The sequence below is a fragment of the Oceanobacillus caeni genome (assembly GCF_019037185.1).
GTDB lineage: Bacteria > Bacillota > Bacilli > Bacillales > Amphibacillaceae > Oceanobacillus > Oceanobacillus caeni.
This window is the reverse complement of sequence record NZ_JAHHXM010000013.1, coordinates 42902-61195: the sequence shown is the minus strand read 5'-3', so window position 1 is coordinate 61195 and position 18294 is coordinate 42902. Positions and strand designations below refer to the sequence as shown.

The window sequence follows — 18294 nt, the reverse complement described above, 5'->3', positions numbered from 1 at the left end:
CTATTTGATTAATCATACTTAATAAATGCATCCGTAAAGCCTGCCTTCTTAGCTTTGGTAAGCTGTGCCTCAGCATTTGCTTTGTCCGAATATGCACCGATCTGCACACGGTAATATTTCTTTGTCACCGGCCCTGCTGGTTTATTTTCTGTGCTAAGTAACTTCTTCACATCCGCTCGAAAGGTGTCCATACTCTTCCCATGTTTAGGAAACCAGTGCATCACATCCCCATGGTTACTGGCAATGCCTCGTTTATAACCTTCGCTGTGACAGATGATATCCTCCTCACTAAACCCATAGAGTTTGCAAAGATATACACAAAGCTCTACAGCTTCCTTATAAACGGCAGAAAAATACGAGGCATCAGTTAGACCGTCCTCGCAGATTTCAAATCCAATATGAGTATTATTCGCCGTTCCGCCAGCATGCCAACCTCGGTGATTCCAAGGCAATGTTTGATAGGTAGCAATAGAGCCATCTGCTAATTTACCAATAAAGGCATGAAAACAAACTTGACGACCCCCAGGTTTATCTTGATTCCAATGGTTGTTGTACTGGTTCTTTCCTAACAAACCGTCATCTGGTCCAACATATCGCTTAAGCCACGGGTTGTTGGCCCCAGTTGAGTGAACCATGATACCCTTCGGTTTTATTGTTTTACCTGCTTTATAGCAGGCATTGTTCGTAAGTATTAGTTTGCGTAACTTCATTAAAATCACCTCTAATCAAATATTAATTCAATCATATTCCATCACCAGGCTTAGGCGGTTCCTTATCACGTCCATGTAGTTTCTGTAGAACCGATTTTAGGTTTTCTGGGATAGGCAGTCCAATATGTCCAGCATTCTCCAAAATGGATACTCCTTCATTACTTAGGTAGAAAAAGATTACTGCTGTTCGTAAAATGCCACTATTTTCTCCAATACTAACCAAAATTTGTGTATCGATAATATGAGCGATTCCTACCATTATAAAGATGAGCACCTTTTTGAAAATTCCCTTAGCACCGATTTCGCTACACAGTTTTTTATTCGCAATTGCACAAAGGACACCTGTCAGATAATCGATGACCACGAAGGCTACCAGTGCATAGAGAAATCCATCATAACCGCCGAGAAACCATCCGAAAAATCCACCGGCAGCGGCAAAAGTCAGCTGTATCCAATTCCAAGTCTCTTTCATTAAAAACACCTCCGTTTCGAGTATTTGTATATAGAAAAGCACCCCTGCAAATTGCAAGAGCGCTGAATTTTATCTTTATATTATTTGAATTAGGTCATGAATTTGTTGCATTACATCTGCCCTTGGTCTTCCTGTACCAATAGGTAGCCATGTGACAGGTGGTATATCGAATGCCTGGGAGGAATCAAAACTATTAACCATTATAATAATCGCATCAATAGCTTTGCGTATTTCAACGATATGAAATGGCCAATTCTTAACAGCTGTCTTTCCTGCGATGATATCCTCTTTCCAAGTTGCAGGGGACAGATTGTAATAGCTACGAATCCTGTTTATAGCAGTTCGAAGCGTCTGAATATGCGCTGCCTTTACATGTGTCACATTAGCGGTGATGATTTCAAAAGGTAATGCTAAAATCGTGAAGGTACGAACAACTTCTGTGCTTGCTGATTCGATATCACTGTCAAGACAACGGAAGGTAACCGTATGATTTCCTGCAGAAAGCGGTTCTGCTTGGTAAATTGTCTTGACCCCATTACCAAGATAGCCGCTTACAGAAAACCGTTCAGGATTGTCTACGCTATTTTGCCATGGACCAGAGTCAATTTTTACCTCCACTATTTGTGTTTGTCCATCTGGTTCAATTCCTGTTGTGATCATAAAACGTGGTGTAGGGTTATAAGTAAAATTGCCAGACATTGGACAGTCCACTACCGGTGCTGCAGGAGGGCTGTTTTTCTTAACCGTGTTGCTAACTACAAAGGCAGACACTGCATCAAGTGCATCTGTAACACTGATTCGATAACGGGTATACCGACCAGCTATCTGTGAAGCATTTACCTGAAGGCTACCTGAAGTATTGCTTGAAATAATAGTCGTCAGTGCTACGTATGCCGACCAATTCACACCATCTGTCGATATAGACTGTTGTATGACATACTGCTTAATCGCACTGGTTCCAGGTACCGTCCCACTCCATGAAAGATTTATTGTATTAGCTTCATATATAGGAGGGTTTGCCGAAAAAATAGTTGGCGGGATCGGTAGTATATTTTTACGTACAGTATTGCTGGAAATAGTCCAGTCTGAGTAATAAACCTCCCCAGCCGTACCTCGAGTTCTTATTCGGAACCGACGATAATGACCACGTGTAGCAGGTGGACTGACATTTAAAATACTGCTTGTTGCAGAAGTATTGACTATCGCCAATGCCAACCAGGCACCCCAATTGCTATTATCAGGCGAATCACTATATTGTATTTCGTAGGATGTAATGGCATTGCCTGCGCCGCCAGATGCTCCGCTACAAGAAAGAGTAACATTTCCTTCAGATAATGTTGCGCTTACCGTACAAACGGTCGGTGCCGCACAAGCTGTGACATTACAATAGATACTATTGCTGACTTTCTCTATTGAATAAACATCCAATGTGTCGATTGTCCAAATACCAAATTGTGTGTATGTTCCTGGAGTCCTCGATACAGTTGGGTTATAACTACCACCGCTTGCCGCCAATGTCAGTATGGTTAACACATTCCATGTACTCCATGTGCTGTTATCTGTGGATGTGCGGCTGGCAATTTGATATCCCTTAATTGGACTCGTACCGCTTGACGCCCCGCTCCAAGAAAGTGTGATCGTCTCATCACTATATGCTGCCGGGGAGGCAACAGCTGTCGTTGCTGGCTTTGGCACAGTATTTCTACGGACGCTGTTTGTGGACACTTTCCAGCTAGAGTAATAACTAGCGCCTGCTGTACCACGGGTTCGTACCCGAAATCTACGGTAATTACCTCGGGTAGGAGGTGATGCAACCGATACACTACCACTTGTCGCTGTGGTGGTCACTGTGGTCAGAGCAGTCCATGCTCCCCATGTGACGTTATCTGCAGAGTCACTATATTGAATTTCGTAACTGGAAATCGTATTATTGATGCCTCCAGAAGCCCCACTCCAAGAAAGGGTCACATTGCCTTCCGCAAGTAGCGGAGAAACCGTACAAGCTGTCGGAGCTCCACAAACCGTAGTAAGCAATGGAGCACTTAGTACCGTATAGCTTGAATTGGTAATCACACCAGAGGATAATGGTAATCGTCCATCAGATACCACTTTGAATGTGACTGGCTGGGTTGCATTACCTGTAGTAGAAGCACAGGTCACCGAAACATATCTAATCCTTGGTGTGGTCCCTTCCCAGTTATCTCCGTCTGCCGCTTTAATACGCACTTGTGAAGAAGATCCATTTACAGTCATAGTGCAAAGCAATGCATAACCACTACGAATAAAGGAACCTGATGAACCTAACGCAGCGGATATGGTGAAGTTGTATGTCATCTGACTATTATTAGGTCGGCTTTTAGTATAAGTAATCGTGTAATGAACGGTCGGGCTAGAACCCGCCTGCAAAGTTATACCGTTAATATCCGCCACTTACATTCACCTCCTATTCATAAACAGCCGAAACTAACGAATTTACCAACCCACAAAGACTAGTATTCAGTCGGGTATCTATAATGTTATTTGCTGAAATCGATGTAGCAGCCGAAGGTACTAAAACATCAGCAATGCCAAGTTCATAGATATCGCTTGTTCTTGTCAACTCTGGGGCTGTGGGTGTTGCTGTAGGAGTACCCGTGACAATGGCAAGCTGAATGCTCCTCGTAATTTGACTTAACCTAAGCACAACCCGGTCTATGCGAGGATTACTTCCGTCTGCTGTAGCAAGGGGTTTATTTAAAACATCCGTATTTTCATATCTATATCCATTAATCCATGCACTGCCCACTGCTATGCTCACTGCCAACCCAATCCCAGGAGACACCAAAAGGTTTGTTGGTGTCGCATAAAATATGCCGTTCGAGACAAGACTTCCAAAATATGAAGCAAAGTCCGTTGCATCATAGACTCTATCTCCATCGGATGAGTTAAAAAATCCACTTTTCTCCATAAATCCTTCCCTCCCTTTAAATGGCTTTTGTGTACTCTATAACCACATAGCCTGTATATGCTGTTCTATCATTTCCTGGTTCGACGACAATGTCGGTCAAATTCGCAAAGAGTCCGATTTGCGATGCGAAGTTGTTGTACCGAGCAAGCGGCAGTGGTAAGAAGACATTCCCGTTCGTGACAAAACCGGATAGATTGACAACAGTGCTGAGGTTTGCTATGCCATGAGGTACATGTTTTGGTGTCGTATCCGTAAGCGAACCCAGATTTATCTCTTTACGATAAATCGTCTTGCCATCAATCCATAGTCGCCCAGTATTTTGTTCAGTAGTTGAGTAATCGCTAAAGGAGGATACCATCTTGGCAGCTGTAATTGTACGGTCTGCAATTTTCAAGCCAGTGACTGCTCCATTTTCTATTCTTGCCGTAGTTACAGGCTCGTTATTGATATTTAGCCAGTTAGCTTGACCAGAAGGGTTGTTAAATACGAAAACGGAAATCACATAGAATGTCATGGTATTACGAGAAATAAAGAAACCCATCGCCCGCTGAAAGCCATTTCCCGTATTGTCCCCGTTATGCTTTACCAAAAAGACATGGCCGTCGTCACTTGGCTGATCACTGAACTTATTGCCACTCCAAGAGGTGAAATAAAAGGCATCTCCAGGGTTCATATGATGCAACGCATATTGACCTATCGATACAGTTCCTCCGCCAACATTAATTTCTAGTGCAGGTAGTTTCCCATACAGATTGTTGATAGTAGATGATACGTTGTCTCCTTGAATCTCTGAATCTACCTCCGTCAAGTCACCCAAGGTTTCCTCTACAGTTCCCAGCGTTTCCTCCACAGTTCCTAAAGCCTGTGCAATTTCGGATATGCCAGTTGGTGCCATTATTGCTGTTTTAACTTCACTCAAGTCGGAGCGTAATTTTTGTGCTATTGTCAACTCAGCTTTTCCGAACACTACACTGATACTCTGGCCATCTGCGTCATAAGTTTCTTCGACCTCGGTGATGCGTGTCGTCATGGATACACCCCATGCTTTGGAAATGACTTTGACGGTCTGCCCAAGATCGAAGTCTATTTTATATGTCAAATTGCCGTGTGGATTGACCGATGTATCAAATGAATAGCGTATTGCCTGCTCACTCAGCTTACTTTGACCTCGAAAGATTAGTGTATTAATGTAATCTGAACCAAAGTCTTCTGCCCGCAAATCCTTAGCATCCACAAAAATCTCGTGTCTTGTCTCACCAGAGCCACTTGTTATAGCTGCAAAGGTTCTGTCTGTACCTTCTCCTTCGCCACCAACGAGGGCGGTGTTGGCATAATCTCCAGCACTTATTGTATAAATCTGTTCCGTAAGGTTTTCAAACTCCTTAGAAAATACCGCTTGTGACCCTGTTCCCATATACAACGCTACAGTAAAAACCCCTGTCGCAGGATTGAACACGGTCTTAATGCCAATATCCGAAGCAACACATAGTTCTGTCACAGCATCCATCAAATTTCGATACGATACCTGTGTGCTGATAGGAACATTTAAGTTTGGAGCAGAAAAGGATATGTTCGCAATCTTCCTTGCTACATCAGAAGGATTGATAAGATTATTATTTAAAAGTTGCTCTACACAAGTAGAAATATCACCAGACAATTTCTCCGTTTGCCAAACAATGCGGCGGGAGAGGAAGGAAGTTGCAAACCGACCACTTGCAGTAATAATTTCATGCTCGGTTTGAGAAAGTTCCAGATGTTCGATGATCCCGACTTCCTCATCATCATTTTTCCAGATGATATTCCCTTCCTTTAATAGTTCTGTATTTTCCAAAGTTGCAATCGCTTTTAACTCAAATGAGCCACACTGGGAATAGCGTCTCGTCCAGCGTAAGTACTCGAAGGACTCCACAATGCCCACAAGATCTCGGTTTGAATTGTAGATATACAGTTCCATTTTCACACCCCCAGAAACTGCGGACGAAAGTAAATACTAACCTCTAGCAGTTCCATATTGACTGAAGCATCGTATCGTAGTGTATTAAGACCTGCCGCGAGTTGAAAGAACACCGAATTGGTATCCAACAGTGAAAAAGCATTTGTAATCGTTGACCCATCAATCTGGACCACACGCTTACCAGCGAAGTGGGTATATACGCGAAGTTCATCCCCAGCGCTCATTGTAGTGAGAAGTCGGATATATTCTCCCGTGTCTATGTTTAATAGTTCAGGGTTCGACACAGTACCTAAGGCTCGGAATACAATCTCACATCCACAAGATACATCCCCGATATTTTCCACTGTAATGATTTGGCTAGGTTGACGCATTCCGAACTCCATGCCACTCATAGGAATTTCCAATTCAAACTCAAATAGCGGTATCCATGATGCCAGTTCCTCTCGCACCTCATTTAATGTCTCGAAGAAAGGGGATGGGCAGAGTAGACTGACAAAGAAGTTTGGTATTCGTTGCCGATTAGAAACACTAAAACCTGCCTCCTCCACCACGCAGGATATCTGTCGGTCACGGTATTGAAGGGTCCCTAGTAGCTTTGGGCTGAATATTTGAAGGAATCGTTGTCTCCTTTTAAAGGCTTCATCGGGAGTATCAGCAACAACCGTACCTTCAATCGTTATGTTTCGCATATCTAGTGTGGAGGAAATATAAAAAGCGCCATCCTGATCCGGCGCCTTGAAAGTGTTGACGGTTTGACGAATATTTCCAGTACCGTCTACCCTCGTAAGAAAGTACGGTCGGCTTTGCTTAAGCGTAATACTCTCTCCATCTCTATTGGTGTATGTTAGCTCCATTTCCGTACCTCCTTTACAATTCAAGTGCCAGTTTACGGGATAGGTTCTTAAACTCCCGTGCTAATTCTTTTTCTGATAGAGCTTTAGGTGTCACAACTGAAATATTTTGAGTGATACTTGAACCCGTGGCATTACCTTGTCCAGATACACCTCTGTAATTAAAATCAAAGCTGGTTGGTACTGCATTTTGCATATCCCTTGAAACTGCTGTCATTGCATCCTCAAAACCTACACCGATACCTTCACCCATGTTGTGGCCAATTCCAGCAAATAGAGTTGAAGGGGAGCGGATACCGAAGAAGTCTTTAATCCTTGAAACAACATTTCCGAAAAACCCGGATATTTTACCCCATAACCATGCACCTGCGTCTGATATACCCTTCCACAACCCTTTAATCAAATTGCCGCCCACTTGTGCCATTTGACCGATATAGCCAGTAAAGGCCCTAACCAGTCCAGAGATAATCTGCGGTACGGCTTTTACGATCTCCACGATTATCCTTGGCAGATTTGCAATCAGTGCCACAAACAGTTGTACACCCGCTAAGATAATCTTATCGATGTTACCAATAATGGCATTGACCAGCGAGCTAACAATCTTGGGAATAGCACCTACAACAGTAGTAATAATCTGTGGCAATGCCTGTATGAGTGATATTAGAAGCCGGATACCTGCATCAATAATCAAAGGAATCGACCCAATAACAGCACTGATGATACTATCGATAATTTGCGGAATTGCTTCCACAACTGCTGTAATAATGGTAGGCAAAGCTGTGACCAATGATGTCAATAATTGAATACCCGCATCAATAATCTGTGGAATAGATGCAATGATAAAATCCACTATTGCTTTGATGATGACCGGTAAGGCAGAAGTAAGCTGAGGTATTGCCTCTACCAATCCCTGTGCTAATCCTATAATCAACTGCAAAGCGGCATCTAAAATGAGTGGTAGGTTATCCATCAATCCTTGGACAATCTGCATTACAGCAGAAACCGCGGCAGGGATGAGTTGTGGTAACGCTATTCCGATCCCATCCACAAGTGCTGTTACTAGTTCGATTGCTGCATTTATCAGCAGTGGAAGGTTATCAATTAATGCACCGACAATCGTCATTAGAGCACTTACCGCAGCTGGAATAAGTTCGGGTAAAAGGCTCAAAATTGTTTCCAGTACTTGCGTGAATATATTTGTAACTAATTCAAGAAGCATTGGAAGCAAGTCTGCAACCGCTGCTAATACTGCGCCCGTCGCTGTTGGTAATGCGGCTACGATATTTTCCAAGACCGGTACGATATTAGTTACAACTGCCTCGAAAGCCTCCACAAGATTCTCAGTCAGATTTGTCATGTCGGCATTAGCATTGCCGAGTCCGGCTGTAAATGAACCAAGTGCAGCCTGTAGCAAACCAATAGAACCAGAAATCGTCTGGGTTGATTCTTTTGCAAAGTTACCTGCATACTGCTCCGTGTTCTCAAAGAACATTTGCATTGCAACTTCGGCTTTTTCCGCTTGTGTTGCAGTATTCCAAGTGAAATCCAGACCCTTTGCGAGAGCGTAGGCTTCAATGTTTGTAGCGTTCATCGCTACACCCAAGTTATCCATCATATCAAAGTTACCCTTTGCCGCCCCAGTGACTGCCTCTAATGCCGAGGACATATCAATACCCATAACCGATGCCATGTCTGCTGCACGTTGCATGGCCTTTTCAGTTAGCTCAAGACTTCTCTGTTGCTGTATACCAGAGCCTTGGAACAATGCACCCATTTTGTTGGCGGTCGCAAGATACTCACTTTGAGAGACACCGAGATTTTTATAGGCTTCTTCACCGGTTTTTTGAATCGATGCAGCGTATGCACCGAAAACCGCTTCTGATCCGCCTAGGTTTTGCTCCAATTCTCCGAACTGAGTAACTACCTCTTTACCTAACTTAATAGCCGCGGCTCCAGCGGCAACGGCAACTGCGCCCATTGCCACACCAATGCCCTTGAGTACACCGCCAAGCTTTTCGAACCTGCCTCCTGCATCCTCTGCACTTTTACCGGAATCCTCTAACTCTTCACCGAGATTATCCGCTTCAATTGTGGACTCTTCAAGTTCACGCTCCATAAGGTTCAGTTCTGCCTGAGCCCTATTTAATTGTATCTGCCAGTTTTGGGTGCGGCGGTCATTTTCACCGAAAGAGGAGGAGGCATTATCAAGGGCAGCCTTAAGGGTAGAAATCTTTTCTTTCTGTGCGTCAATTTCTTTATTTAAAACGGCATTTCGAGCCGTGATCGATTGAATAGATTTATCGTTTCTATCAAATTCACTGGTTACAAGGGCCATTTCACTACCTAGTACCTTAAATGATTGATTGATTTCGGAGAGCGCCTTCTTAAATTCTCGCTCACCCTCGACACCTATTTTTAATCCAAAATTGTCCGCCATCCCTTCACCTCCTCCTATATGCCTAGTGGGATAATATCGTCAATTGTCCGAGTTTTCTTTGGCTTTTCAATCCCATGCCATTGCTTGTGGCAAGTCCATAAATCAAAAAACAGTCCAATTGGCAGAAGCCAGAATTCCTCTGCTTCCATGCCCATCTGAACTGTTCCATAATAAAGAAGCCGGGTAAAGACCTCAGCGTCCGTTACCCGACTTCCACGTTTTTTGGAGTTTCCTCCTCACTTTCCACATTTCTCTTTGTACCTTTGAACATCGCCTCGGTAATTGCATTTTTATATGCCGCTAAGTCAAGTGGTGAAGTAAGAAGCTCCACTTCTTCCTCTGTAAGCAATTCTTCTGGTGTGTTCTTATTTTTAAGATTCCGAATCAAAATGGACTGGTTTGCAAGCAGTGTGATTAGCCAAACAATCTCGTCCAGTGCCATCTCGAAGTTTTCTGATTTCATCAGTTTTTCTCCAAGGTTTTCAAGACCACCGTAACGACCGGCAATGGCCTTTGTTGCACGTGTAGTTAAAACCAGTTCATACTCTTTGTCACCTATGTTGATTGAGGCACTTCTATCATTATCCATTATTTCCCCTCCTATGGTTCAGGTGTATATACAGGTTCATAGACTTCAGTGAACCAGCCTGTTATGGTGGTCGATGAAACACCAGGATCACCTTCTGTAACTTCCGCTTTCCATGGGTGCTTGCCCAATCCATCCAGCTTATTCCTACGCATAACGGTTCCTTCAATGGTGGGTGTAGAAAAGGTAATGGAATCAGCCTTTGTCTGTAAGTTGGTGGCTGGTAGTCCAAACTTAACGCGATACAGCCAAAAATAGCGGTATGTTCCATTAGCCCTTTGCGCACGAAACCCCACTGCAACTGGTGTACCTACGTTTTCACTAGCTGAGATTAGTACTCCGTTGTCATCAGTAGAAGCACCAGTTAAATCCGCTGCGACTGTCGGACCAATGTCGTCAACACCGAGAGTGAGAGTACCACTGTTAAAGTCTTTCACAACCTCAGCCGCACCATCGTCAGCATACAGAATTGCTTCCACCAGTTCTACCGAGAGTTCAGCAGTGATGGCTTTTGCAAGTACAGAAGGTTGGGCATAAGTTTCCTCACCGTTAGCGTCCTCGGTTATTTTTGAATAGTACAGTCTATCAAGACCGATCGTTGCCATGTGTTATTCCTCCAATCTATAGTTTTTCGCCACATCGATGGCGTAATGATGATATCCAGTATCATCCTCGCGACCGATATATCTTCGTTCGGTCACAGTAAAATCTGCATTTATTAAAGCAGTTGTGAGCTGTCTTTTCCGCTCTAGGTAGTTATTTTTTGAGAACAGTGATATCCTCGCTTCCTGCACATCAAAGCCTGGATGGTTATCCGCATGAACTTCAAAAATATCCGAAAGAGGGAGTATCACGACATACTCATCTGGTGCCAAACCTGAAAAAACCCCAATTTCCACGGGGAGCGGTATATTGGAAACAAGGGTATTCAATTCCTCTAAAATATTCATATCTTCTCGATCTCCTCCTCCAGCTTGGCGACCATTGCGTTGATGCAAGGTTTCCTAGATGAATTCCTCGCAGGCTTTAGGAAGGGTTTTGCAGGCTGACCATGTTTGCCATATTCAATGATGCTGGCAAGTTTAGCATTGCTTTCACCATCCGATCGTGGCTCGGCAAAGCCAACTTTTACATTGAAATTGCCGTTTCTATCTTGCTTTGCACCAGAAAGGCCCAGTGAAGATAGCAACTCGCCAGTACTTTTGGATGGATATTTCGTGTCCTTGCCAACCACCTTACTTAGATTTCCTTTGACTTTATCCAGCACCACTTCACCGCCAACTTCCAAAACCTTAGGAAGAATCACATCGGTCTGGTCAGCTAATCGGGATACCTTTAAAAGGAATTCTTCTGGCATCTTTATATTCGCTTTTGCCATATCCATCACCTCACAGATGGTTCTAGCTTTTCGGCTAAAACCTCGACATACATCCCTCGGTTTCTTACATCCTCAACACTTAAAATCTGATATCTGCCATCATCACAGACGATGACCATTTCATTCGTCACCTTAAGCCCAAAGATTTTCCTAAACCTGAATAAGGAAGTTGCAGAAGAAAATGATGCCATATTCGTCCACCGTTCACTGCCATGCCGATCTTCCTTGTAAGCAAGTACACTGGCGAGTATGTTGTCACCTTTTGTGGTGAAACCATCCTCATCCTTTATTGGGACCGTGCTGATGATATCGATAAAGGTGTTCATCTTTCCAAAACTCATGCTAAACACCCCACTCTCGGTCAAGCCGTAAAAGCAAGTTCACTGTATTCCATACTTGTTGCCCCGCCTGTACACTATCAGCAAAGAAACCTGCCGTCGAGCCATCCCTGCTTTCATAGAAATGGCTCGATAACATAATCACTGCCTGTTCTGTTGTTGGAGGCATGGCATGGGTTTCATAATAGTTTTCAGGAACATGCTGATAGCTCTGTGCATATGAGACTGCCGCAGTGATAAATCCAATAAGGAGGGCATCATCTTGGTCATGTGCCAAAATTAAGTTTGCCTTAACTTTAGGCAAGAGATTATCTGCCACTGCCATACCACCAACCTCCTTTACATTCCACCTTAGTCCGTCTCCATAAGCCCCGCTGCCTTTAGTTTGGCAAGCAGGGAATTGAAGTCCGTAACTAAACCAGCAACATCGGTGGCTATGCTGTCTGCTTGGTTTTCTGCAATAGGAATCCCCGTAACCGAGGCCCCCTCTTTAATTTCTAAAACACCGCCGATGACAGTTTTTTCTCCGCCTTGTTCGGTATAGTTCTTCGTGTTATAACTCATAAAGCACCTCCGTTACGCTTTCTGTTGGAGTACCTTAACGGCCTCCGGCAAGATAAGCTTTCCATCAACTCGTTGAGTCGCAATAAATCCTACTTGACCTGTGACAGCATAGAGTTCATTTAATCGTTTGAATACTCGTCCTTGACGGTCTGCCACCCAGTAATAACTAAAATCACCGAATACCACAGTCTTTGCACCTGCTTCAATAGTAGGTACATAGGATGAGGTGTACAGCGGACGGTTAAGAATAGTATCAGGTGTTCCCGCTTGGATGGAAGGTTGCCATAGGTACTGGCCATTACCGTCTTTTAATTTACGGATAGCTTTTATAGTGGCATCATTCATTACGAATACTGCCTTATTACGATAAGGTGCTTTCAAGCTGTAGAATAAATCTAAAACCTCATCCAAAGTAATGGCAGTGGCACTTGCCGCAGTAACACCAACTTGACCGCCGCCTGTGGCATTTAAAATTCCTGTTGGCTTACCTGTGCCATCACCTACAAAGAAGGCTTCCTCCTCCTTGTTACCAATGCGACGGGCAAATTCTCTTGTGATGTAGCTTTCGAGATTAAACACGGAATCGTTTAGTAGCTCCTCAGAGACTTTAATCATTGTCGCTAGTTTATAGGCCCCGATGGATACTTGACCGAAGCTGTCATCACTTTCTGGGATAGCTCCTTCTTCATCTATCCAGCTTGCTGTACCTTTGCTTGCAACAACAGGAATCTTACGGTCACCAGAAGATGTAGTAATTACATTGGCCAACCTACGGAAAATATTTTCTTCCTCTAGAGCTTCTACTAGAGTACGTTCAAACTCATCTGGCACAAGGAATCCACCTTCAGAATCAGTGCCAATCTTTAGAGCGTTCCTTACTTCATAGCTGACATTGTCACGCATCGCATTCCAGAAAGCCTTTTTGTATTCAGCACTTGCACGACCGGTCATTTCCTCTCCAGTTCTAGTAGGTTCGTTGGTAATTGGGTTACTGGTTGCTTTCGACAGTTCCAAGTCGATAGATGCTTGGCGTTCTAAACGTTCAATTTCCTTACCAAGAGCCACCACATCGGCTTCCATTTTTTCATAGGTTGTCGTGTCCTCAGCGGATAACAGTCCATCACCGCCACGTTTTGAATCAAGGAATGCCTTTGCTGCGTCCCATGCTTTAGCGCGTTTCTCGCGCAATTCAAGAATTTTACTCATTGTTATTTCCTCCTTTAAATTAGTGCGAAATTAAAGAAAGCCGCTTATCCAGCGACTCAATGGGTGTACCTGTTTTCTGTTTTGGTTGTTTTGGCAGTTTACTGATAAGCGAGTTAGTAACGGCCATCCTGCTAAAGATAAGACTATCCGTCAAATCTGGTGTTTCACTTTCCATGAACATGATCTTGTCTGCAAAACCAAGCTCAATGGCTTTATTTGCATTCATCCATGATTCTGCATCCATCAGATGGGAGAGTTTTGTTCGGGAAAGACCCGTTTTTAGCTCATAGGCATTAATAATACTTTCCTTAACCTCATCTAATAGTGCTTTTGCTCGTAGCATTTCCTCACTGTCACCGATAGCAATCGTTGATGGGTTATGAATCATCAGCATGGAAACCGGGGACATATATACATCTCCACCTGCCATTGCAATAACGGATGCCGCACTTGCCGCAAGCCCATCAATCTTTACATTGACTTTTCCGGTATACTCCATCAGCATGTTATAAATCTGGGCTGCTGCGAACACATCACCGCCAGGGGAATTAATCCACACCGTAATATCGCCGGTGCCTGCCAGCAATTCATCTTTAAAAATCTTAGGTGTAACCTCATCCCCCCACCACGTTTCTTCGGATATCACTCCATTTAAATAGAGGGTACGTTCTTCATCAGAATCTCGCACCCAGTTCCAAAACTTCCTCATTTACTGACCTCCTTCGGTTTTGGCAAACGCACCTGCGTCAGCCAGTTTTGTCATATTTCCGTTAACCAGATATAAATCGCCACCTTCCTCAGCTGGTATTCTGTTCATGTCCTCCAGTTCACGGATATCGTTGGCTGACATCCAGCCATTTTGACGACCTGTAGCGTAGCCATTCATACGACTTTGGTAATCACCACGAAGCAGACCGTCCAAATTGAACTTGATAAACAGTGAAGTTTTCTCAGAAGGCAAAATAAGCGATTGCTGGAGACTTTGTTCCCATCGCACCACCCACGGATCAAGGGTGTATTTTACAAACTCCAAAGACTGCTGTTCAATATTGGAGAAACTGGATTTCTCTAAATCTCCCACCATATGAGGCGGCACACGGAAAATTCTCGCAATCTCATTGATTTGAAACTTCCGTGTTTCTAGAAATTGAGCCTGTTCTGGAGGGATGCCGATGGCTTGAAACTTCATCCCCTCTTCCAACACAGCGATTTTGTGAGCATTGCCTGTGCCTTGATAGGCACTATTCCAACTATCCTTGACCCTCTGTATATCTTTGATTACTCCTGGGTGTTCCAGCACACCTCCGGGATTAGCACCATTGGCAAAGAATGCTGCACCGTACTCTTCAGTAGCAAGTGACATACCGATTGCATTTTTCGCCATAGCGATTGGGCTATAACCAATGAGTCCATCAAAACCTAAGCCAGGTATGTGTAGGACTTCATCTTTACGGAGTGTGACATAGCCACCTTTTGGGTTTAGGCCACTTTCATCGGTATCACGATAGTAGGTAAATACCAGCTCTCCGTTTGTTGCTCGACTAACTTCCATCTTGTTGGGGAGTAAGGGATAAAGTGCAACTGCCTGCCCACGACCGTTTCTGACCACCTGTGCATAGGCATTTCCCCAAAGCAAAAGATGACTCATCAGTGTTTCTCGAAACACGAACGAAGTCATCTCTGGATTTGGTTCATCATGAAGAAGGTAATACAGCGGGTGGAAAGGAATCTTTTCTTTACCTCCATCAGAACGATATCTATATACATGTAGTGGCAGTCCTGCAATCGCTTCAGCCAGTATCCTTACGCAGGCATACACCGCTGTTGCCTGCATTGCAGTACGTTCATTAACCGTTTTGCCAGATGACGTACCGCCAAACAGGAAGGAAAATGCACTACCCACACGGTTTTGCGGTTTGTCTCTTGACCGAAACAGTCCTTTTATTAGATTCATAGGCGTCACCTCCGAATATCAACGTTGTGCTAACCATTAAGGTTTAAAAGACAATCAAACCTCGCTCGTCATACACCGAATCTCCACTATTACCTGAGCCACAACGAATAGCACGATCAAGTGCCATGATAGTTGCCACCGCGCCATCTATTTTTTCTGTACTTTTTTCTTTATCCGGCTTCACGTTGCCCGCTGGATCAGTTTTTATAAAGATGTTGTCCATCATCCAACGAAGTACTGGATGCCCACCGTGCGCTATTCTTTCTTCTAATGTCAATTTCATCAGTTCTTTGGTTGGTGGTGACATATCTTTAAAGCCTTGACCGAAAGGAACGACAGTAAAGCCTAATCCTTCAAGGTTCTGAACCATTTGAACAGCTCCCCAACGGTCAAAAGCAATTTCTCGAATGTTATACTTTTCTCCCAGTTCCTCAATAAACCGCTCAATGTAGCCGTAATGTACTACATTGCCTTCTGTAGTTAGAATATACCCTTGCTTCTCCCAAAGATCGTATTGCACATGGTCTCTTCGAACTCGGAGGTCAATGTTGTCCTCTGGCATCCAAAAATACGGAAGAACAACGTATTTATCTGTTTCATCCTCTGGTGGGAACACCAACACAAAGGCTGTAATGTCTGTTGTAGAAGATAAGTCAAGACCCCCATAACATACCCGCCCTTCAAGACTTTCTGGTATAACTGGAAATGCACAGGCATCCCACTTTGCCATTGGCATCCAACGGACAGACTGTTTAACCCACTGATTCAATCTTAATTGCCTGAAGCTGTTCTCTTCAGCAGGGTTTTGCTTTGCACTTTCACAAGCTGCCCTTACCTTGTCAATTCCCACCGTAATTCCTAAGCTTGGATTTGCTTTCTTCCACACTTTTGGATCTGTCCAATCATCCTCTTCTTTGGCACCATAGATTATGGGGTAAAAGGTAGGATCGTATTTTCTGCCCTCAATAATATCAACCGCTTTTTGGTGTGTTTCGTAGCAAATACTCTGGGTATCCGTCCCCGCAGTGGTGATAAGAAAATATAGTGGTTGGGTCCTCGCATCCCCAGATCCTTTCGTCATAACGTCAAATAATTTGCGGTTTGGCTGAGTATGAAGTTCATCAAAAACAACACCATGTATATTGAAGCCGTGTTTGGAATAGGCTTCAGCCGACAATACCTGATAGAAGCTGTTGGTCGGCAGGTACACCAATCGCTTAGTTGAAGCCAGCAACTTTACTCGTTTATTCAGTGCCGGACACATCCGCACCATATCGGCTGCTACTTCAAATACAATTGATGCCTGCTGGCGGTCAGCGGCACAACCGTACACCTCTGCCCGTTCTTCACCATCACCGCAAGTGAGGAGAAGTGCAATTGCTGCGGCAAGCTCGCTTTTTCCCATCTTTTTAGGTATCTCTACATAAGCAGTATTAAACTGCCGATATCCATCTGGCTTTAAAATTCCAAATAAATCACGGATTATTTGCTCCTGCCAATCGATAAGTTCAAAAGGCTTACCTGCCCATAAACCTTTCGTATGGGAGAGTGCTTCGATAAAAGCTACAGCGTAATCAGCAGCATCCTTATCGTAATATGACCCATCAGCTATAAAGGCGGTCGGCTTATATTTCTTCAGTTTCCGCATAAACACCGCCCCTTTTATGAAAAAGGACAAAAGAAAAGAGCCTCAATCCTATAGATGAAGCCCTTCTCCTTATCCTAGTTAAATTTTTTTTACTTCTTTTCATCCACTTCCCCCGTCAGTATGAAATGAGCATATTCCGTTTTATGGTCTATTAAATAGACTACCAATTCATAAAACCCTCGTTCATTTGCTTCATACTGGACTCGATTTGCATCAAACATATTTGTGACTCCACTTTCTCGGATGGAAAGGATTTGTTCTTTGATTATCTCATTCATTTATTACCTCCCCCGATTCATGTTTACTCTTCGATTCTCTTGCATAAATCCTCACCAAAGGCTACTCCAAGGGAACCACCCGAATCCCAACTGACATGAATCGTTCCTATGTCATCAACACTAGTAACCGTACCTTTAGATCCAGGCTGAAGTTTAGTATAAGGGTCGTTCATTTTAAGTAGCATCACACGTGTTCCTGGAGTGTAATAGCTTCTAAGTTGCTTTAGCATTTCTGGGTGAATGATATTCATTGTTCACTCACCTCCTGCTTGGCCGTTCCGCTTTTGAAAGCGGAGCTACCTGAAAGCCTCGAGAGGAGAATCTTTCGTTCCCTCTTATATTCTGGTCCGATAAAGCCGAGCCTTAGCAGGAAGCAACGGAAAGCGTACTTTTCATTCTCTACTGATTTCTCGGTGGAATTGACACGGGTGTGTTTTTTCGCCATTTCGCAAAGTGCCGTGACAAAATGGGTGTATGCCTTAACCTCCTCTGAGGCGCACTTACTTTGAAACCAAGGGAAGGTGACATATTCCTCATCTTCAATGATGGGAATGGAGTCCGTATCAAGTGCTTTCTTTATAAGAGTAGCTTTACTTTCTACTAATCCTTTTAGGTTCTCGATTGCCGTGTCGGTAAAATCCGCCCGTGGCATTTGAATTATCAGATTGATAGATTCTTCCCTTTCATTTACTTCTGCTTTCGGAAGTGGTGTGTCAAATTCTTCTGAAATTGCTTTGAAATCGTGAAATCTCAATAGATCATCGACCAGTTCCTTATTGTCTGGTCCACTTAGAACTCCGTTTTTGTTAACATTGTAGTCTGCCACCTCATATGCAAATGTAGGTGCTCCGAGATATTTTACAGGGGCATTTAGTTCTTGGCTGATTGCGTTAACCAGTGCTTTTCTTTTTGGTCCTGTAACATTATAGTTAATCTGCATTTTCATACCGCCTTTCTACTTTCGGTACGTA

The 18294-nt window shown here is 43.7% G+C and carries 22 protein-coding genes; all 22 read right to left on the bottom strand.

Annotated features, from left to right (window positions below; translation table 11 throughout):
- Nucleotides 1-8 precede the first annotated feature (8 nt).
- The 22 genes from KM885_RS09275 to KM885_RS09170 all read right to left on the bottom strand — a co-directional run bounded on the left by KM885_RS09275 (nt 9) and on the right by KM885_RS09170 (nt 18269).
- Complete coding sequence (locus KM885_RS09275; protein ID WP_042357463.1) at nt 9-710, bottom strand: N-acetylmuramoyl-L-alanine amidase; 702 nt, start codon at nt 708-710, stop codon at nt 9-11.
- Between the two features lie 31 nt (nt 711-741).
- Nucleotides 742-1182, bottom strand: a complete 441-nt coding sequence (locus tag KM885_RS09270) for a phage holin family protein (RefSeq protein ID WP_042357465.1) — start codon at nt 1180-1182, stop codon at nt 742-744.
- Nucleotides 1183-1257: 75 nt separating this feature from the next.
- Complete coding sequence (locus KM885_RS09265; protein ID WP_244986964.1) at nt 1258-3516, bottom strand: hypothetical protein; 2259 nt, start codon at nt 3514-3516, stop codon at nt 1258-1260.
- A 109-nt stretch (nt 3517-3625) separates the two neighbouring features.
- Entirely contained in the window at nt 3626-4129 is a 504-nt protein-coding gene (locus KM885_RS09260) for a hypothetical protein (protein WP_042357467.1), read from the bottom strand.
- Between the two features lie 16 nt (nt 4130-4145).
- On the bottom strand, nt 4146-6083 hold the full coding sequence (locus KM885_RS09255) for a siphovirus ReqiPepy6 Gp37-like family protein (RefSeq protein WP_042357469.1): 1938 nt from the start codon (nt 6081-6083) through the stop codon (nt 4146-4148).
- 2 nt (nt 6084-6085) lie between these two features.
- A complete protein-coding gene (locus tag KM885_RS09250) occupies nt 6086-6937 on the bottom strand; it encodes a phage tail family protein (protein WP_042357472.1) in 852 nt (283 codons plus the stop codon).
- 13 nt (nt 6938-6950) lie between these two features.
- Complete coding sequence (locus tag KM885_RS09245) at nt 6951-9371, bottom strand: phage tail protein (RefSeq protein ID WP_216883841.1); 2421 nt, start codon at nt 9369-9371, stop codon at nt 6951-6953.
- A gap of 14 nt (nt 9372-9385) precedes the next feature.
- Nucleotides 9386-9526 carry a hypothetical protein gene (locus KM885_RS09240; RefSeq protein WP_216883839.1) on the bottom strand — a complete coding sequence of 47 codons (141 nt, stop codon included), beginning with the start codon at nt 9524-9526 and terminating at the stop codon, nt 9386-9388.
- Nucleotides 9527-9573: 47 nt separating this feature from the next.
- On the bottom strand, nt 9574-9960 hold the full coding sequence (locus KM885_RS09235) for a hypothetical protein (protein ID WP_216883837.1): 387 nt from the start codon (nt 9958-9960) through the stop codon (nt 9574-9576).
- A gap of 11 nt (nt 9961-9971) precedes the next feature.
- The gene (locus KM885_RS09230; protein WP_018664396.1) at nt 9972-10562 is read right to left on the bottom strand and encodes a major tail protein; all 591 of its coding nucleotides are present in this window, start codon (nt 10560-10562) and stop codon (nt 9972-9974) included.
- A gap of 3 nt (nt 10563-10565) precedes the next feature.
- Complete coding sequence (locus tag KM885_RS09225; RefSeq protein ID WP_216883835.1) at nt 10566-10907, bottom strand: hypothetical protein; 342 nt, start codon at nt 10905-10907, stop codon at nt 10566-10568.
- Nucleotides 10904-11335: an HK97-gp10 family putative phage morphogenesis protein gene (locus KM885_RS09220; RefSeq protein WP_216883834.1), complete on the bottom strand. Its 432-nt coding sequence runs from the start codon at nt 11333-11335 to the stop codon at nt 10904-10906. Before KM885_RS09220 ends, KM885_RS09225 begins: the two co-directional genes overlap by 4 nt.
- A 5-nt stretch (nt 11336-11340) precedes the next feature.
- Nucleotides 11341-11676 carry a head-tail adaptor protein gene (locus KM885_RS09215; RefSeq protein WP_216883833.1) on the bottom strand — a complete coding sequence of 112 codons (336 nt, stop codon included), beginning with the start codon at nt 11674-11676 and terminating at the stop codon, nt 11341-11343.
- Between the two features lies 1 nt (nt 11677).
- Nucleotides 11678-11998 (bottom strand): head-tail connector protein, encoded by a 321-nt coding sequence (locus KM885_RS09210; RefSeq protein WP_000257312.1) that lies wholly within the window; start codon nt 11996-11998, stop codon nt 11678-11680.
- 26 nt (nt 11999-12024) lie between these two features.
- Nucleotides 12025-12237, bottom strand: coding sequence for a head fiber protein (locus KM885_RS09205; protein WP_216883831.1), 213 nt, complete (start codon nt 12235-12237; stop codon nt 12025-12027).
- A gap of 12 nt (nt 12238-12249) precedes the next feature.
- The gene (locus tag KM885_RS09200) at nt 12250-13443 is read right to left on the bottom strand and encodes a phage major capsid protein (protein WP_216883829.1); all 1194 of its coding nucleotides are present in this window, start codon (nt 13441-13443) and stop codon (nt 12250-12252) included.
- A 19-nt stretch (nt 13444-13462) separates the two neighbouring features.
- On the bottom strand, nt 13463-14152 hold the full coding sequence (locus KM885_RS09195) for a head maturation protease, ClpP-related (RefSeq protein WP_124763834.1): 690 nt from the start codon (nt 14150-14152) through the stop codon (nt 13463-13465).
- Complete coding sequence (locus KM885_RS09190) at nt 14153-15397, bottom strand: phage portal protein (protein ID WP_144515329.1); 1245 nt, start codon at nt 15395-15397, stop codon at nt 14153-14155.
- 43 nt (nt 15398-15440) lie between these two features.
- The gene (locus KM885_RS09185) at nt 15441-17045 is read right to left on the bottom strand and encodes a terminase large subunit (RefSeq protein WP_216883828.1); all 1605 of its coding nucleotides are present in this window, start codon (nt 17043-17045) and stop codon (nt 15441-15443) included.
- Nucleotides 17046-17134: 89 nt separating this feature from the next.
- The gene (locus tag KM885_RS09180) at nt 17135-17323 is read right to left on the bottom strand and encodes a DUF5049 domain-containing protein (RefSeq protein WP_015926203.1); all 189 of its coding nucleotides are present in this window, start codon (nt 17321-17323) and stop codon (nt 17135-17137) included.
- A gap of 23 nt (nt 17324-17346) precedes the next feature.
- Nucleotides 17347-17574, bottom strand: coding sequence for a DUF4314 domain-containing protein (locus KM885_RS09175; protein WP_055742201.1), 228 nt, complete (start codon nt 17572-17574; stop codon nt 17347-17349).
- Nucleotides 17571-18269 (bottom strand): virulence protein, encoded by a 699-nt coding sequence (locus KM885_RS09170; RefSeq protein WP_244986963.1) that lies wholly within the window; start codon nt 18267-18269, stop codon nt 17571-17573. Before KM885_RS09170 ends, KM885_RS09175 begins: the two co-directional genes overlap by 4 nt.
- Nucleotides 18270-18294 lie beyond the last annotated feature (25 nt).

Bases quoted from the DNA above. Each gene is read 5' to 3' on its own strand.
- KM885_RS09270 (WP_042357465.1), bottom strand. From the start codon at position 1,182: ATGAAAGAGACTTGGAATTGGATACAGCTGACTTTTGCCGCTGCCGGT.
- KM885_RS09175 (WP_055742201.1), bottom strand. From the start codon at position 17,574: ATGAATATCATTCACCCAGAAATGCTAAAGCAACTTAGAAGCTATTAC.
- KM885_RS09210 (WP_000257312.1), bottom strand. From the start codon at position 11,998: ATGGCAGTGGCAGATAATCTCTTGCCTAAAGTTAAGGCAAACTTAATT.
- KM885_RS09230 (WP_018664396.1), bottom strand. From the start codon at position 10,562: ATGGCAACGATCGGTCTTGATAGACTGTACTATTCAAAAATAACCGAG.
- KM885_RS09195 (WP_124763834.1), bottom strand. From the start codon at position 14,152: ATGAGGAAGTTTTGGAACTGGGTGCGAGATTCTGATGAAGAACGTACC.
- KM885_RS09205 (WP_216883831.1), bottom strand. From the start codon at position 12,237: ATGAGTTATAACACGAAGAACTATACCGAACAAGGCGGAGAAAAAACT.
- KM885_RS09265 (WP_244986964.1), bottom strand. From the start codon at position 3,516: ATGACATACAACTTCACCATATCCGCTGCGTTAGGTTCATCAGGTTCC.
- KM885_RS09180 (WP_015926203.1), bottom strand. From the start codon at position 17,323: ATGAATGAGATAATCAAAGAACAAATCCTTTCCATCCGAGAAAGTGGA.
- KM885_RS09250 (WP_042357472.1), bottom strand. From the start codon at position 6,937: ATGGAGCTAACATACACCAATAGAGATGGAGAGAGTATTACGCTTAAG.
- KM885_RS09240 (WP_216883839.1), bottom strand. From the start codon at position 9,526: ATGGGCATGGAAGCAGAGGAATTCTGGCTTCTGCCAATTGGACTGTTT.
- KM885_RS09185 (WP_216883828.1), bottom strand. From the start codon at position 17,045: ATGCGGAAACTGAAGAAATATAAGCCGACCGCCTTTATAGCTGATGGG.
- KM885_RS09220 (WP_216883834.1), bottom strand. From the start codon at position 11,335: ATGGCAAAAGCGAATATAAAGATGCCAGAAGAATTCCTTTTAAAGGTA.
- KM885_RS09235 (WP_216883837.1), bottom strand. From the start codon at position 9,960: ATGGATAATGATAGAAGTGCCTCAATCAACATAGGTGACAAAGAGTAT.
- KM885_RS09245 (WP_216883841.1), bottom strand. From the start codon at position 9,371: ATGGCGGACAATTTTGGATTAAAAATAGGTGTCGAGGGTGAGCGAGAA.
- KM885_RS09225 (WP_216883835.1), bottom strand. From the start codon at position 10,907: ATGAATATTTTAGAGGAATTGAATACCCTTGTTTCCAATATACCGCTC.
- KM885_RS09190 (WP_144515329.1), bottom strand. From the start codon at position 15,397: ATGAATCTAATAAAAGGACTGTTTCGGTCAAGAGACAAACCGCAAAAC.
- KM885_RS09255 (WP_042357469.1), bottom strand. From the start codon at position 6,083: ATGGAACTGTATATCTACAATTCAAACCGAGATCTTGTGGGCATTGTG.
- KM885_RS09260 (WP_042357467.1), bottom strand. From the start codon at position 4,129: ATGGAGAAAAGTGGATTTTTTAACTCATCCGATGGAGATAGAGTCTAT.
- KM885_RS09275 (WP_042357463.1), bottom strand. From the start codon at position 710: ATGAAGTTACGCAAACTAATACTTACGAACAATGCCTGCTATAAAGCA.
- KM885_RS09200 (WP_216883829.1), bottom strand. From the start codon at position 13,443: ATGAGTAAAATTCTTGAATTGCGCGAGAAACGCGCTAAAGCATGGGAC.
- KM885_RS09215 (WP_216883833.1), bottom strand. From the start codon at position 11,676: ATGAGTTTTGGAAAGATGAACACCTTTATCGATATCATCAGCACGGTC.
- KM885_RS09170 (WP_244986963.1), bottom strand. From the start codon at position 18,269: ATGAAAATGCAGATTAACTATAATGTTACAGGACCAAAAAGAAAAGCA.